The sequence below is a fragment of the Streptomyces sp. bgisy100 genome, from assembly GCF_057709105.1.
Genome location: NZ_JBYITE010000002.1, coordinates 1 through 14,630 on the forward strand (window position 1 = coordinate 1; position 14,630 = coordinate 14,630).

The 14,630-nt window shown below is 72.4% G+C and carries 14 protein-coding genes and 1 pseudogene; 10 read left to right on the forward strand and 5 right to left on the reverse strand.

What is annotated here, in order from left to right; genetic code table 11:
• Window positions 1-200, reverse strand: a pseudogene (locus AC3EQ1_RS01505) (RNA-guided endonuclease TnpB family protein); the annotation flags it as partial.
• Between the two features lie 179 nt (window positions 201-379).
• On the opposite strand from AC3EQ1_RS01505, the gene AC3EQ1_RS01510 reads away from it, so the two are divergent.
• Together AC3EQ1_RS01510 and AC3EQ1_RS01515 are read left to right on the forward strand one after the other, a co-directional pair.
• A complete protein-coding gene (locus tag AC3EQ1_RS01510) occupies window positions 380-1,390 on the forward strand; it encodes a permease (protein ID WP_432092394.1) in 1,011 nt (336 codons plus the stop codon).
• Window positions 1,387-2,121, forward strand: coding sequence for a TIGR03943 family putative permease subunit (locus AC3EQ1_RS01515; protein WP_432092395.1), 735 nt, complete (start codon window positions 1,387-1,389; stop codon window positions 2,119-2,121). The genes AC3EQ1_RS01510 and AC3EQ1_RS01515 overlap by 4 nt, the downstream gene beginning before the upstream one ends.
• A gap of 54 nt (window positions 2,122-2,175) precedes the next feature.
• Here AC3EQ1_RS01515 and rpmF read toward each other — a convergent pair whose 3' ends face one another.
• The 3 genes from rpmF to AC3EQ1_RS01530 form a co-directional block, all read right to left on the reverse strand.
• On the reverse strand, window positions 2,176-2,349 hold the full coding sequence (gene rpmF / locus AC3EQ1_RS01520) for a 50S ribosomal protein L32 (protein ID WP_388847988.1): 174 nt from the start codon (window positions 2,347-2,349) through the stop codon (window positions 2,176-2,178).
• 323 nt (window positions 2,350-2,672) lie between these two features.
• Window positions 2,673-3,620, reverse strand: a complete 948-nt coding sequence (locus tag AC3EQ1_RS01525; protein ID WP_432092396.1) for a phosphotransferase — start codon at window positions 3,618-3,620, stop codon at window positions 2,673-2,675.
• A gap of 135 nt (window positions 3,621-3,755) precedes the next feature.
• Window positions 3,756-5,300 carry an FAD/NAD(P)-binding protein gene (locus AC3EQ1_RS01530; protein WP_432092397.1) on the reverse strand — a complete coding sequence of 515 codons (1,545 nt, stop codon included), beginning with the start codon at window positions 5,298-5,300 and terminating at the stop codon, window positions 3,756-3,758.
• Window positions 5,301-5,526: 226 nt separating this feature from the next.
• Here AC3EQ1_RS01530 and AC3EQ1_RS01535 point away from each other — a divergent pair, with 226 nt between their 5' ends.
• The 6 genes from AC3EQ1_RS01535 to AC3EQ1_RS01560 all read left to right on the forward strand — a co-directional run bounded on the left by AC3EQ1_RS01535 (window position 5,527) and on the right by AC3EQ1_RS01560 (window position 12,331).
• Window positions 5,527-6,930 (forward strand): MFS transporter, encoded by a 1,404-nt coding sequence (locus AC3EQ1_RS01535; protein ID WP_432092624.1) that lies wholly within the window; start codon window positions 5,527-5,529, stop codon window positions 6,928-6,930.
• A 9-nt stretch (window positions 6,931-6,939) separates the two neighbouring features.
• On the forward strand, window positions 6,940-7,296 hold the full coding sequence (locus AC3EQ1_RS01540; RefSeq protein WP_432092398.1) for an ArsR/SmtB family transcription factor: 357 nt from the start codon (window positions 6,940-6,942) through the stop codon (window positions 7,294-7,296).
• Between the two features lie 193 nt (window positions 7,297-7,489).
• Window positions 7,490-8,032, forward strand: coding sequence for a GNAT family N-acetyltransferase (locus tag AC3EQ1_RS01545; RefSeq protein WP_432092399.1), 543 nt, complete (start codon window positions 7,490-7,492; stop codon window positions 8,030-8,032).
• A 972-nt stretch (window positions 8,033-9,004) separates the two neighbouring features.
• Window positions 9,005-10,102 carry a PLP-dependent cysteine synthase family protein gene (locus AC3EQ1_RS01550; protein ID WP_432092400.1) on the forward strand — a complete coding sequence of 366 codons (1,098 nt, stop codon included), beginning with the start codon at window positions 9,005-9,007 and terminating at the stop codon, window positions 10,100-10,102.
• The gene (locus AC3EQ1_RS01555) at window positions 10,099-11,379 is read left to right on the forward strand and encodes an MDR family MFS transporter (protein WP_432092401.1); all 1,281 of its coding nucleotides are present in this window, start codon (window positions 10,099-10,101) and stop codon (window positions 11,377-11,379) included. Before AC3EQ1_RS01550 ends, AC3EQ1_RS01555 begins: the two co-directional genes overlap by 4 nt.
• Window positions 11,380-12,118: 739 nt before the next feature.
• The gene (locus AC3EQ1_RS01560; protein WP_432092402.1) at window positions 12,119-12,331 is read left to right on the forward strand and encodes a hypothetical protein; all 213 of its coding nucleotides are present in this window, start codon (window positions 12,119-12,121) and stop codon (window positions 12,329-12,331) included.
• A gap of 324 nt (window positions 12,332-12,655) precedes the next feature.
• Here the strand turns inward: AC3EQ1_RS01560 and AC3EQ1_RS01565 are convergent, their stop codons facing one another.
• Window positions 12,656-13,237: a histidine phosphatase family protein gene (locus AC3EQ1_RS01565; protein ID WP_432092403.1), complete on the reverse strand. Its 582-nt coding sequence runs from the start codon at window positions 13,235-13,237 to the stop codon at window positions 12,656-12,658.
• Between the two features lie 270 nt (window positions 13,238-13,507).
• On the opposite strand from AC3EQ1_RS01565, the gene AC3EQ1_RS01570 reads away from it, so the two are divergent.
• Entirely contained in the window at window positions 13,508-13,735 is a 228-nt protein-coding gene (locus AC3EQ1_RS01570; RefSeq protein ID WP_432092404.1) for a CbtB domain-containing protein, read from the forward strand.
• A gap of 13 nt (window positions 13,736-13,748) precedes the next feature.
• Window positions 13,749-14,546 carry a CbtA family protein gene (locus tag AC3EQ1_RS01575; protein WP_432092405.1) on the forward strand — a complete coding sequence of 266 codons (798 nt, stop codon included), beginning with the start codon at window positions 13,749-13,751 and terminating at the stop codon, window positions 14,544-14,546.
• Window positions 14,547-14,630 lie beyond the last annotated feature (84 nt).

Below are 14,630 nucleotides of genomic sequence, written 5' to 3' on the forward strand. Positions count from 1 at the left end.
CGAGCCGGTCCGCACGTCAGCTTCTCACCGCTGCCCCTCGCGGCCCGGTGGACCTGCTGGGACTTCGCAACGCACTCATTCCACACCCAGCGGCACCGGTCCCACTCGGCTTCGAGCGCACGCCGGGCCGACACCGACAGGCGAACACGGAAGGTGTACCGGGCGTACCCGGCGTTCCCCGTCCTCGCTTCCGTCGTCACGCACCCGAACCTATCCGGAAGGACTGACAGTTGAACCCCACTGATCTTCACGGTGTTCCTCACCAGCACGGATGGCAGACACCGAACCACCCGGCCGCGATTCGGCCTTCCCTGCCCCGCTCCGCGGAAAGCCGGACTCCTCCCCAGACTCAAGCCTGGGGCATCCTCCAGGAGATCCGGTGAGCACCACCGGAACAGAGACCGTCCGGGTCGACCACCGCGACGCGGACGAGCAGCAGGGCCGGCGCATCACCTCACCCCTCGTTCTGACCATGCTGCTGCTCCTGGTGCTCACGGCGCAGGGGCCGCTCCGCCGGGTCCTGGCAGCGCCGGTGATCCAGAGCTGGACGACCGTGTTCGTCGCGGTGTTCGTGCAGGCGCTGCCCTTCCTCGTGCTCGGGGTGCTGCTGTCGGCGGTCATCGCGGTGTTCGTCCCGCCGGCGTTCTTCGCCCGCGCGCTGCCGCGCCGGCCCGCCCTCGCGGTACCGGTCGCCGGCGTGGCCGGGGCGGTCCTGCCGGGCTGCGAGTGTGCCTCCGTGCCGGTGGCCGGGGCGCTGATGCGGCGGGGGATCACCCCCGCGGCGGCGCTGGCGTTCCTGCTCTCCGCTCCGGCGATCAACCCGATCGTGCTGACCGCCACCGCTGTCGCCTTTCCCCGCAATCCGGAGATGGTCCTCGCCCGCTTCGTGGCGAGTCTGCTGCTGGCCTGTGCGATGGGCTGGCTGTGGCAGCGACTGGGCCGCACCGACTGGCTGCGCCCACCCGCGCGCCCGTCCTCCGACGGCCTGGGCAAGGGGGCGGCGTTCTGGGGGTCGGTACGGCACGACGTGATGCACGCCGGGGGCTTCCTCGTCGTGGGCGCGATGGCCGCGGCCACCCTCAAGGCCGTGGTTCCGGCGGGCTGGCTGCAGCGGGCGGCGGACAGCCCGGTGGTGTCGGTCCTCGTCCTGGCGGTCCTCGCGGTGCTGTTGTCGATCTGCTCCGAGGCGGACGCGTTCGTGGCCGCTTCGCTGTCGCAGTTCTCGCTCACCGCCCGGCTGGCGTTCCTCGTCGTAGGCCCGACGATCGATCTGAAGCTGCTCGCGATGCAGGCCGCCACCTTCGGCCGGGGGTTCGCGCTGCGGTTCGCCCCGGCCACCTTCACGCTGGCCGTTCTTCTGTCGGCCCTGGTCGGGGCGGTGGCGCTGTGAACCGGCAGGCACAAGCGGTGGTGCTGTTCCTGGTCGGCGGGGCGATGCTGCGCGCCGGGCTCACCGACCTCCACCTGCGCTACGTCAAGGCCGGGTTGCGCCCGTTGGTGCTGGTGGCGGGTGCCGTGCTGATCGCCGCGGCCGTCGCCACCGCGTGGTACGAACTGCGCCGGCCGCGCACCACCGGGGACCGCCCGGCCGAAGGGGAGTGCCACGGCCCGTCCGGCCACGCCCACCGGGAACCCCGCGTCTCCTGGCTGCTCGTGCTGCCGTTGTGCGCGCTCGTCCTGGTCTCCCCGCCGGCCCTGGGCTCCTACAGCGCCATGCGGACGGGGACGGCCCTGCAGAAGCCCTGGGGTTTCCCCGCCCTCCCCGACGGCGATCCCCTCCGGCTCGATGTGGTGGACTACGCCGGCCGCGCGGCCTACGACCACGGGCGGTCGCTGGGCGGCCGCAAGGTCACGGTGACCGGCTTCGTCGCCCTCGACCGCGGCGGCACACCCCATCTGACGCGTATGGTCCTCAACTGCTGCGCCGCCGACGCCCAGCCCGTCAAGATCGGACTGTCCGGCAAGGTGCCCCCGGTGCTGCAACCGGACGCCTGGCTCGAAGTCACCGGCACCTACACCGGCAAGCGGACCGAGGACCCTGTCAACGGCGGCATCATCCCGTACCTCGAGGTCAGCCGGGCGCGGCCGGTCCCGGCCCCGCGCGACCCGTACCAGAACTGACGACGGGCGCGGGTGCGGCTCGGTGGGAGGTTACGCGGACGGCGGGCGGGCCGGTCAGCGTCCGGGGAGCGGCAGCAGCCCGCGCTCGTAGGCGCGCATCAGCCGGCGCGGCACCTGGTACTCCACACCGTCGACGTGGATCGGGGCGAGGTCGGGGGTGCTCGCCTTCCACTGCGCGCGACGGGTGCGGGTGTTGCTGCGGGACATCTTGCGCTTGGGCACGGCCATGAGTGGAACCTCCTGAAGGACGTCGGGAGCCACGCACGCTACATGAAAATGAATGTCATGAACAACAAGTACCCAGCCCCCTGCCGGGCACGAGACCTGCGCCCCGCCCCGTCTCCTTCCTGCGCGGTGCGGACGCGCCCGGACGAACGATCACCTCGGGCGCAGCCTGCTCACCATCGGCGCCACCGAGGGGTCAGCGAGAGGCACGAAGACCAGCAGCCCCACCGAGCCGAGACCGGCCGGAACGACGGCTGCCAGGACCGGCACCCGGCATCCGCGCAGGCGCCGGTGCCTGCGCAGCGCGCCCGGCGCCCGTCACCCGCTCAGTCGGCCAGGCCACCGGCGAACGGCAGCGTCCGCCAGTGCTCGACGGACGGCTTCAGCGCCTCGACGAGCAGCGGCAGTTGCGGCGCAAGCGCGAGACACGCCACCGCCCGGGACATCCCGACGGCGTTGGCCAGGCGCAGTACACGCTCGTCCAGCTCCCGCAGGCCGCTGCGCCGCGCGGCGGAGTTGTACGCGGCCTCGCAGTCGGGCCCGAGAGCGGCCAGGTCCCACTCGACCGGGCCGAGCGTGACCAGTTCGAAGTCGGCGCACAACTCGCCGTCGGTCGTGGCGACGATGTTGACCGCGGGGGCGTCCCCGTGGACCGGCTGGAGCTCGGCTCCGGGGAACGCCGCCTCGAACCCGGCTCGCGAGGCGACCATCGGCTCCAGGACCTCCCATTCCCGTCGCGCGCGGTCGAGATCGGCCGGGTCGAGGAGGTCGGGACGCGATTCCAGGGCGGCGAACCCCTCTGTGGTGAATTCCGGTTCGGCCGTCGCCAGGAACGGCAGATCACCCGGATAGTCCCGCAGCGCGGCGTGCAGGCCGGCCACCAGACCGGAGTTGCGCACATAGTCGGGCTCGACGCTCCGGTGCTCGACGAACTGCCAGAACGTCATCGAGAAGCCGTCGCGCCGTACGGGTTCCCGTGGCACCAGCGGACTGGGCGGAATCACCGGGGTGCCCCGTTCCGCCAGCCACGACACCACATCGAGCTCCACCCGCTGCCGCGCCGCCTGGGTGTCGAGGTCGATGTAGGGCGGCAGGACCGTGGGCACCCGGACCACCACCGGTGACGGGGCGAGGTGCACGACAACGGAGAACACGTCGTGGAGCACCCTTGCGTCGGTCACCGTCAGCCCGAGCTCGCGCCCGGCGGCAACGGCCGCTGCGAGGGCGCGCGACGTCCGGGCGGCAAGCTGATCGGGAGTCATGGATGTTGTCATGCGCCCGATACTGCCGGTCCGGGGACGGGCCGTGCTCGGATTTTGGGGACGCCGGGTGCCGGCGGGACCGGCCCTTCCGAGTGCGGCGGCCCTCCCCGATCCCCCTGCCGTCACGGCCCGATCCTCCGGTTGCCGTCACGGCCCGGCCACTTCGCGGGAGATCTCCTGGGCCAGCTTCACGATGACGGGGATCGCGGCGGTGATGAACAAGGAGCCGAAGGTCAGATCCCCCAGCGCGTAGAAGCACTGCTGTGTCGTGCCGTTGACGACGAGCTGGCTGGTCTCGCGCCGCACGCGGAGGCCGCCGTGCGGGTGCACCGATGCCGCGGATGCCGTGATCAGCGACTGCACCAGGGGCGCGGCGGCCGTGGGGACACGGTGCGCCGCGACGGAGGTGGCGTTGACCACCGTGTCGGCCTCGATCCGTCCGTTCCGGGTGACGGCGCTGAACCCCCGGCCGGTGCGGCTGACGCCGTGCAGCCCCCGCACGATGCGGAGTTGGCCCGCTTCGCTCATGGCCGACAGGTGGGCGGCGGTGGAGGGCGGCATCGGGCAGCACAGGGAGTGGATGGCGCGGTAGTGGCGGCGCAGGAGTTCGGCGCGGTCCCGGTGCGGCATCAGCGGCCAGACGTCGACAGCGACGGGCAGGGTGTGTTGCAGGATGCGCAGTCCGAGGCCCGGCGCGTCGACGAGCTCCAGTTGACGCCGGAGGCGGCGCGCGGGGTCCTCGTGCAGCGATGCGAATTCGGTCTCCAGCTCGGCCGGATCCTGGCCGGCGGCGGCGAGTTCGTCGCGCAGCACCTGGACGACCTCGGTGAAAGGGACCTCTCCCCGGCGGCTCAGGGCGTGGAAGTGGTCGGGAGTGAAGTGCTGGAGGGCATGGGCGACCGGCCGCTGCCGGACCGCGGGCAGCACTCCCTGCCGGGACAGCAGGCAGACCGGACCCTGATGACGGTTGGCGCGCAGGGTGAGCGCCACATCCACGGCGGTCAGTCCCGTACCGAGGACGGCGACGGTGCCATGGGGGTCGATGCCCGCCAGGGTGTGCGCCACGGGATAGGGGTCGGAGACGAATCCCGGCTCCGGTCCGTGCAGCCGGAACCGGTCGTACGGCGCGCCCGCTCCCAGGCACAGGACCACCCGGTCGGCCCGGTGGGACCCGCCGCGCTCCGTGGTCAGCGTGGCGCCCCCGCCGCACGGAGCTGCGTGGACCACCCGCTCGGGTACGACGCGGACCGTCCAGCCGCGGGCCCGGAGCCGGGCCACACTGTCGTGCGCCACCGACTCCAGGTAGTCGCCGAAGAGCGCCCGGGCGGGGAAGGCCGCGGCGTCGAAGGGGTCGGCCCGCCCTGCTCCACCGGCCGCCGTCGCTCCACCGGCCGCCCCCGCCGCATCGGCTTCACCGGGCACCCCGTCCTCGCCCGTCGCGCCGGCCTCCCGCCGCCGGGCGTCTGCGAGCCATCGATCGAAGTGACCCGGATCCCCGGCGCGGACCGACATGGCACGCGAGGGGAGATTCACCAGGATGCAGTCGGCGTCCTGCTGATAGGGGCGGCCGCGCCACAGGCGGTCCGACGGCTCGAAGACGGTGACAGCGGCCGGCGGCCCGGACCGCTGGGACAGCGCCTCCAGCAGACACACCGCTCCCCCGCCGCCCCCGACCACTGCGATCTCGCGCATGCGGACCATGCCGTGCACCCTCCGTCGGCCCGCGGACACCGCACCGGTGCGCCACGGATCCTGCCGGCGACACCTCCCATTCTGCTCGGGCGGGCACGGCCGGCCAGCCGGGGACGACCGACGGGCCCCGTCGCCCGCAGCCGCCCCGCTTTCAATACGTGCATTCATGCGCACACATTGGCTATGGTCGGTGGGACCGCTGGATCACGGCGCCCGGGAGGGGTTCATGCTGTCCGTACTGCGCCATCGCACCTACCGCCGCTTGTTCGCCGCGCAGGTGATCGCGCTGGTGGGGACCGGGCTCGCCACGGTCGGGCTGAGCCTGCTCGCCTACGACCTCGCCGGCCCGGACGCCGGATCCGTGCTCGGGACGGCGCTGGCGATCAAGATGGTGGCGTACGTCGGGCTCGCCCCGGTGATCAGCGCCATCGCCCACCGCTTGCCGCCCCGGCCGCTGCTGGTGGGCGCCGATCTGATCCGGGCGGCAGTGGCGTGCGGCCTGCCGTTCGTCACCGAGGTCTGGCAGATCTACGCTCTGATCTTCCTGCTGCAGTCGGCCTCGGCCACCTTCACCCCGGCCTTCCAGGCGCTGATCCCGAGGGTGCTGCCCGCGGAGGAGGACTACACCCGGGCCCTCTCGCTGTCCCGGCTCGCGTACGACCTGGAAATGGTGTTCAGCCCGGCGCTGGCGGCCGCGCTGCTGTCCTGGATCACCTACAACCGGCTCTTCCTGGGCACCGTCGCCGGATTCCTCGCCTCGGGCGTCCTCGTCCTGACCGCCGCCCTCCCCGCACTGCGGCCGGGCCGGGCCGAGCAGACCCCGGGCTTCGTACACCGGACCACCCGGGGCATCCGCCTGTTCCTGGCCACGCCGCGCCTGCGCGCCCTGCTCGCCCTCACCCTCGCCGTCGCGGCGGGCGGTGCCATGGTGATGGTCAACTCGATCGTCTACGTGCGCGACCACCTCGGCCGGGCCACCTCGGACGTACCGCTGGCCCTGGGCTCGTACGGCACCGGTTCCATCCTCGCCGCGCTCCTGCTCCCCCGGCTCCTCGGCCGCGCCACCGACCGCACCCTGATGCTGCCGGCGGCCCTCACCTCCGCGGTCCTGCTGCTCGCACTGGCCACCGGCACCTGGGCCGGTCGCGGCGCATGGTCATGGCCGGCGCTGCTGGCGGCCTGGGCGGTGTTCGGCGTCACCGAGTCGGTGATCATGACCCCCACGGGCCGTCTGGTCCGCCGCTCGGCCGCCCCGGAGGACCTCACAGCCGCGTTCGCCGCCCAGTTCTCCCTCTCCCACGGCTGCTGGCTGCTCGTCTACCCGCTGGCCGGCTGGCTGGGGTCCACCGCCGGGCTGCCGTCCGCGGCCCTGGCCCTGGGTGCGGTGGCCCTCGCCGCCGCACTGGCCGCCCGGCACCTGTGGCCGGCACCGGACCCCGACCGCGTCCCCCACGTCCACACAGGCCTGGACCACGGACATCCCCACCTGTCCGGAGCGCAACGGTCGACTGCCGGGTGGCAGCACGCCCACGCCTTCGTCATCGACGACCTCCACGAGCGCTGGCCGGCGCTGGCCGGCGTCGACCTACCGGTCCACTCCGGCCCTTCAGGCGCCGAAGACAGGGCCTAGCATGTGCGTATGAGCGCACGCGTGCATACCGCAGGTGCACACCCCTCGCAACAACTGGACAACGACGAGCGGCTGGAAGCCGCCGCTGCGGTACTCGCCCTGCTCGCCGACCGCACCCGGCTCGCCCTGCTCCAGCAACTCGTCGAAGGCGAGGCGGACGTGGCCACCCTGACCGAACGGTGCGGGGCCGCCCGCCCCTCGGTCAGCCAGCACCTCGCCAAGCTCCGCCTGGCCGGACTGGTCACCACCCGCAAGGACGGCCGCCGGGTCGTCTACCGACTGAAGCACGGCCACCTCAAGCGCCTGGTCACGGAGGCTCTCAGCGTCGCGGATCACGAACTCGGGCATCTGGCACCGCACGACTAGGTCCGGTCGTCGAACTCCCGTCGTCCGCCCGGAGGGCGGGAGTTTCGACGACCAAGCCCCAGGGTGGTGGGCCGAGCCCGCGGTCGACGGGCCAACCGCGCCCAGGCACCGCACGACCGGGGTGGTGGGGGTTGCAGCCGGGCCACGGTCGCTCACCGAGGCCGGTGTCAGCAGGGCCTGCAAGACTCCCCGGATGACCATCGACTCTCTGCGGATCCGTCAGTCCGTGTCTCCGCACGACCTCGACCCACAGCTGCGGCAGGCGCTGCTCGACTGCTGGGTCGACGTCACCAACGCCGGTGGCGCGGCAGGCTTCCCCTTCCCGCCCATCGACACCCACCACGCCGCCCCCGCCCTGGACACCGTCGTCGCCGGCCTGTCGGCGGACACCTCCCGCCTGCTGGTGGCCTGGGACGAAGGGGAACCGGTGGGCTGGCTGAACATACGCCGCGACACCTCCCGCCTCACCACGCACTGGGGGACGGTCCACCACGTACAGACCCACCCCGCGGTCCGCGGACGCGGCATCGGTGCCGCACTGATGGCGCAGGCCCGCCGGGTGGCGCGGGACGAGATGGGGCTGGAACAACTGCACTTGGCCGCCCGCGGCGGTGCGGGGCTGGAGACCTTCTACGGACGGCTCGGCTGGAAGGAGATCGGCCGGTGGCCGCGCGCCTTGCGCCTGGCCCCCGGCGACGACCGCGACGAGGTCCTGATGGTCCTCCAGCCCCTGTAGGAGGGGCGCGGCCACCCGCGTGCCCTGCTCCTCCCAGGGATCGGCCGTCGCATTCCCGGACGGCACCTGACCGACCGTCCGGCCGCGCGTAACCGGGGCGCCCGGCCTCCCGCATCGGCCCGGACGGCCCGGACGGCCCGACATGCCGCGCGGCGGACCGCCCAATCCTTCCGCGGCTTGACGGGCCGACAGGCCTTCCGACCCGCCCACCGCTGCCCAGAGCAGCGCGCTGATCAGCGACCGCCCGAGCGCATCCGGCGGGTCGAGCACACTCGGCGCACGCGTGCTGCCTGAACGGTGAGAAGGCGAAAGGTCGGTTAACATCCGGCTTGTGTGCAGATGCGGATACAGAGCGTGGGCAGCACTTCTTCTGTCACTGCTCGCTGCCTTCTTCTGCACCGCCGCCGGTACTCCCCTGCATGTGCACGGCCCCCCGCACGAGCACACGCACCCTCATGAGCCGGGGCACGCGCACGCCCAGGGATACGGTCACGTCCATGGATACGGTCGCGCCCTTCGACAGGCGGCGACCCACGCGCCGCACCTCCGGGTGCGCCCTTGGGCGGACCATGACGAGCGTGCTCCCGGCCTGCGGAACGCGGTGGCACACGGCCACTCCCCCACGGCGCCGGAACCGCACCCCGCGGACGACGACCACTATTCCCGTGAGCCGTCCCCGCCGACGTGGGACCCGGCGACCTGCCGGACGGCCCCGCACCTCGCTCTGCCCTTCGCCGACGCAACCCTGACGGGGCACAGCCTCCCGGAGCGCCCTCACAGGCCGTTCGCACCCCGGGGCGCCACTCCCATACCCGGGGGCCGGTCGGCTCAGTCGCATCTCTGCCTCTGGCGCATTTAGAAGAACATCATCGGACCGGGCACCGGTCCCTCACCCGTGCCTGCTCCCCATGGGCAACGGGCGAGTCCCCCTGTCCTGATGCGTTCTTCTTCGAAACCAGAAGGCAGTCCCCCATGAGCAACCTCTCCACCCCTGTGCTCTCGCACGGTGCGGGCCGAACGCTCGCCACCGCCGTGGGCCATACCCCCGTCCTGCGCATCGGCCACCCCTTCGCCCCGGCCGGGCGGGGTTTCTGGGCCAAACTCGAAGGCTTCAATCCCGGTGGTCTGAAGGACCGGGCCGCCCTGCACATGGTCGCCCGCGCACGCGAGCGCGGAGACTTGCGTCCCGGCGGCACGATCGTGGAGTCGACCAGTGGAACCCTCGGCCTCGGACTGGTCCTGGCCGGCCGGATCCACGGTCACCCCGTCACGCTGGTGACGGACACCGGCATGGAGCCCGACGTGCTGCGGCTGCTGCGTGCTCAGGGCGCCCGGGTCGACACGGTCGCCTCCCCGCACCCGGTGGGCGGCTGGCAGACAGCCCGCACCGAACGGGTCTGCTGCCTCCTGGCGGAGACCCCGGGAGCCTGGTGTCCCGACCAGTACGGCAACCCCGACAGCGTGGACGCCTACGCGCCGCTGGCGTACGAGATGCTTGCCCAGCTCCACCGCGTCGACGTGCTGGTGACCAGCGTCGGGACCGGCGGGCACTCCGCAGGAATCTCACGCGTGCTGCGCGCCTGCTTCCCCCGGCTGAAAGTCATCGGCGTCGATGCCATCGGTTCGACCATCTTCGGCCAGCCGGTCCGAAAGCGGCTCATGAGAGGGCTCGGCAGCAGCATTCATCCCCGCAACGTCGCCTACGAACAGTTCGCCGAAGTGCACTGGGTCGCCCCCGGTGAAGCCGTCTGGGCCTGCCGGCAGCTGGCCCGGCACCACTACGCCTCGGGCGGGTGGAGCGTGGGAGCCGTGGCGCTGGTGGCGGGCTGGGCCGCCCGCACGCACCCCGCGGGGACCCGGGTCGCGGCCGTCTTCCCGGACGGCCCGCACCGCTATCTGTCCACCATCTACAACGACGACTACTGCCGGGAGCACGGCCTCCTGGACGGGCGGCCGGCGCCGGAGCCCGACGAGTTCAAACAGGCCGGTCAGGGGGAGGCACTGCGCTGGACGCGGTGCCTCACGGTCAGCGATCCCCGCTCCTCGGCTGCCGCGGGAGCCGTTCGATGACCCCGGGGCTCATCGGACAGGTGCGCTCCCACGACCGGAGCATCCAACTGCTGCTGGTCAACCAGTTCACCATCAACCTGGGCTTCTACATGCTCATGCCCTACCTGGCACAGCACCTGTCCGGTGAACTCGCGCTGGCAGGCTGGCTCGTCGGACTCGTCCTCGGCATGCGCAATTTCAGCCAGCAAGGCATGTTCCTGCTCGGCGGAACGCTGGCCGACCGGCTCGGCTACAAGCCCCTGATCGTCGCCGGCTGCGCGCTGCGCACAGCCGGATTCCTCGCCCTCGGACTCGTCGACTCGGTCCCCGGCCTCCTGGCGGCCTCCGCCGCCACCGGCTTCGCCGGGGCCCTGTTCAACCCGGCGGTCCGGGCCTACCTGGCTCGCGACGCCGGCGAGCGGCGCGTCGAGGCCTTCGCCCTGTTCAACGTCTTCTACCAGGCGGGCATTCTGGCGGGCCCGCTGATCGGCCTGGCGCTGACCCGCGTCGACTTCCGGCTCACCTGCCTGGTCTCCGCCGCCGTTTTCGGGGCACTGACCTTCGTCCAGATCCGGTCCCTGCCCCCGGCGCGCGGTGCCGATGCGGAGCAGCAGGAGGGTGTGGTGCGGCAGTGGCGGCAGGTCCTGGCAAACCGGCCCTTCCTGCTGTTCGCCGCCTCGATGACGGGGTCCTACGTGCTGGCCTTCCAGGTGTACCTCGCTCTGCCGATGGTTCTGCGGGAATCGGCACCGGACCGGAGTTCCGCAACGCTCGGCACCGGCGCCCTGTTCGCCGCCTCCGGACTGGTCACCATCCTGGGCCAGACCCGTCTCACCGCTTGGTGCAAGCGGCGCTGGGCCCCGGAGCGGGCCATCAGCTCCGGACTCGTCCTGATGGGCGCCGCCTTCCTGCCGCTCCTGCTGCCGGTCCCCGCGGCCGGCCCGATGCGCTGGATCGGGGCGCTGGTCCCCCCGACGGTCTGCGGGATCCTCCTGGCCCTGGCCACCATGGTGGTCTACCCGTTCGAAATGGACACCATCGTGGCCCTGGCCGGAAACCGCTTCGTCGCCACGCACTACGGGCTCTACAACACCGTGTGCGGTATCGGCATCACCGCGGGGAACCTGGGCACCGGGGCCGCTCTCGACGCCGCCCGCCGTGAGCAACTCCCCGCTCTTCCGTGGCTCCTCCTCACCGGGATCGGGCTGGCCTGCGCCTGCTCCGTCCATCTGTTGAGCCGGACCGGTCGCCTCACCCCGCAGTGGTGGCACCCGATGTCCGCCGCCACCCAGCAGTAACCGGGCACCACCGCTGCTCCCCGCCGCCCCGCCTCCCCCGGCCCATGGCCTCACGCGAGCGGCGGACGCAGCACACCCCCATCGCTCCGCCTCCCTGCCCGTCGCCTCCAGCAGCAGGTCCGACGGGGCCGACCCGGGGACACACCGAGAGGACACCTCGTCATGCTCCACCGCGCACACGCACTCGTCGCCCGCATCCGGAGAACCGCCGGCAGACGGCGCCCGGCCGACGCCGGCGCATCCAGCCGCCCGGCACCGCCGTCGCACCCCGCGGTGTTCACCGCGGAGTTCACCTCAGAGGAGCACTGGTCCACCGCCAGCACCTGGCCGGCGCGGACGACACCGGCAACGGCGGAACGCCGACTGGACCACGTGGTCGCCGATCCGACCTACTCCCGCCGCGGAACCTTCAAGGCCCACCCGCCGCAGCAACGGAACGTGGCGGACAGGTCTGCTGACCACCGAGAACAGCCCCAGGGGATTCACCCTCCGCGCCGGTGACATCCTCGACACCCGCTTCCGGCTCCCGGAGAAGCACGGTTCCTGGCCCTCGATCCGCACCTGGAGGGACGGCGGCAATGAGATCCAGGTCTTCGCCTACCATCCCGACACACCGGCGGTCCTGGAATTCTTCAACGAGGTCAACGGCGGCAGCTACGACTACGCGCACCCGTCGGTCCGGCCCGGGGCCTGGGTACAACTGCGCACCGAGTTCGGGGCGGGCTCCGTCCGGTGGTGGGTGAACGGCACCCTCGCCCACGCGGACTTCTCCGGAGTCGGGCCCGACTGGAGCGCGTATCTGATCGTCAACCTCTCGGTCGGCGCGGGAGACCACCACCGGCCGCCGGCGGCCTCCGAGTCCTGCCTCTCCTACAAGGTGAGCGAGCTGTCCGTCCACCGGCCGCTGCCCTGGCCCGTGGTGACAACGGAGGCGCCGGCGGAGGCGGGCTGACCCCGGCGCCGTGCCCAGCCGTGGTGGGCTCTCTTCCGAGGAAGGGGCCCACCACGGTGCTCAGGAACGCCCCCCTCGTGCCCCCGACCCTGGACGGTGCGACCGGCGAGGCGACTGTCGGCGGTCCACGGCAGTGCCGCCCTCGTGCTGGACCACGCTGTGGCTCCGCCCCGAGGTTTGAAATCCGGCACTCCTCCGCACCCTGTGCCGGGCTGCGCCGAACCGGCAGGTCGGGCCGCCGACAACGCCTCGGCCGCGGACCGCCCGCCCTGCTCGGTCATCCGTCAGGTCGAGGGGTGCGCCCGGTCCGTGCGAGCACCACCGTCACCCCGGGCCCTCATGAGTCAGCGGCCGGCCGACCGAGAGGTTCCACCGCCGGCGCCGGCCGCTCAGCTCCGTTGCGTGCAACGGGCGGACGTCGAAACGCCAGAAGGCCTGGTCGGGTGCGGAGAGGACGTGGACCAGGGAAGCGCGCACGATGTCCGGTTCTGCGACGGCGACGAGGCGCCCGCTCCGGTCGTCGAGGGAATCCAGCCAGGCACCGACCCGTTCACGGAACTGCCGCAGCGGCTCTCCCCCGTGCGGCGAGGCCGCCGGATCGGTCAGCCAGGTCATGACGGCCTCCTCCTCGGAGGCCGCGACCGAGTCAAGGGTCCGTCCCCGCCAGCGGCCCATGTCGCAGGGCGCGATGGCGGCCAGCGGTTCCGCGGCCAGCCCGAGGGCCTCCGCGGTGCGGCGACAGCGCAGCGAGGGGGAGGTGAAGGCCGGCAGATCCCGGCCGACCGTGCCCGCCAGCGCCTCGGTGCGTGCCAAGGCCTCGGGGTCGAGCGAACTGTCGTCATCGAAGCGGACACCGCGCAGCGCCTCGCTCGTCGCGGGCGTGATCAAAGTGACCCGAACTGTCATCGGCGCACCCTACGTGAGCCCGCTCCGGGGGGCGCACGAACGTGAGTCGCGCCTCACGCCCTTGGCCGAAAGTGCCGCACGCGGTACGGTCACCGCGACATTCTCCATAACTCGACGACGGCGAGGCGGAAGCCGGTGTGAATCCGGCACGGTCGCGCCACTGTGTGCTGCGGCGCACGCCCCTCGGGGCGGACGCCCGGTGAGTCAGACCCGCGGACCGTCGTCATGCACCACCGTATGGGACGCGTGTTCCCTCAAGGAGGTTCCGCCATGGCCGAGGCCACTGTCTCTGCTGCCGTTTCCGCCCCTTCCCTTCCCGCTCCGCAGGCCCTGCCCGTCCGTGCGGTCCTTCCCTGGGCCGTCTTCGTGGGCCTCCTGATGCTCGTCGCGCTGTACTTCGTCGGCGCGGAGCAGGGTGCCACGTCCGTCTTCTCCGGCGCCGGGGTGCACGAGTGGGTGCACGACGGGCGTCATCTGCTCGGCTTCCCCTGCCACTGAGGGGCGACGGCACGTGCACGCTTCAAAAATCGGAAATCTCCTGGTCCGTGGCATGCTCGCGGGCCTCGTCGCTGCCCTGTGCGCCTTCGCCGTGGCCTATGGTCTCGGCGAACCGTCCGTTGACGCCTCCATCGCCGTCGAAGAGGCCCAAGCCGCCCACGAGGCCCACGCCGGCCATGGCGCGGCCGCAGCGGAGGAAGAGGAGGAGGCCCCGGTCAGCCGGTCGGTGCAGTCGACCGCCGGCCTGGCCACCGGTGTCCTGGTGTACGGGGTGGCGCTGGGCGGCATCGCCGCTCTGGCGTTCTGCTTCGTCCTGGGACGCGTCGGCCGCTTCACCCCGCGGGCGACTGCCGCGCTCACCGCGGCGGCCGCCTTCACCACCGTGTATCTGGTGCCGTTCCTGAAGTACCCCGCCACACCTCCTGCGGTGGGCAATCCGGACACGATCGGGAAGCGCACCACGCTGTTCTTTCTGATGGTCCTGCTCAGCGTCCTGCTGGGCGTCGCTGCGATCATCGTCGGCCGCCGCTTGGCGCCCCGTCTGGGCAACTGGAACGCCACACTCGTCGCAGGGGCGGGTTTCGTCCTCGCAACGGCCGTCGCGTTCGTGTTCCTGCCCGCGAACGAGGACGCGGTCAAACCGAGCTTCCCGGCGGCCCTGCTGTGGGAGTTCAGACTGGCCTCGCTGGCCGTGCAGGCCGTGCTGTGGACGGCCTTCGCGGTCGCCTTCGGAGCACTGGCCCAGCGCCTGCTGATGCCGGGCCCGCCCCGGACCGAGCAGGTGGCCAGGGACGTTCCCGCCGCCGGTTGACCGCGTTGCCGCGCGCCACACCGGACACGACCGTGGCCCCGCCGACCTGTTGAGGTCGAGCGGGGCCACGGCGCGTGCCGCCAT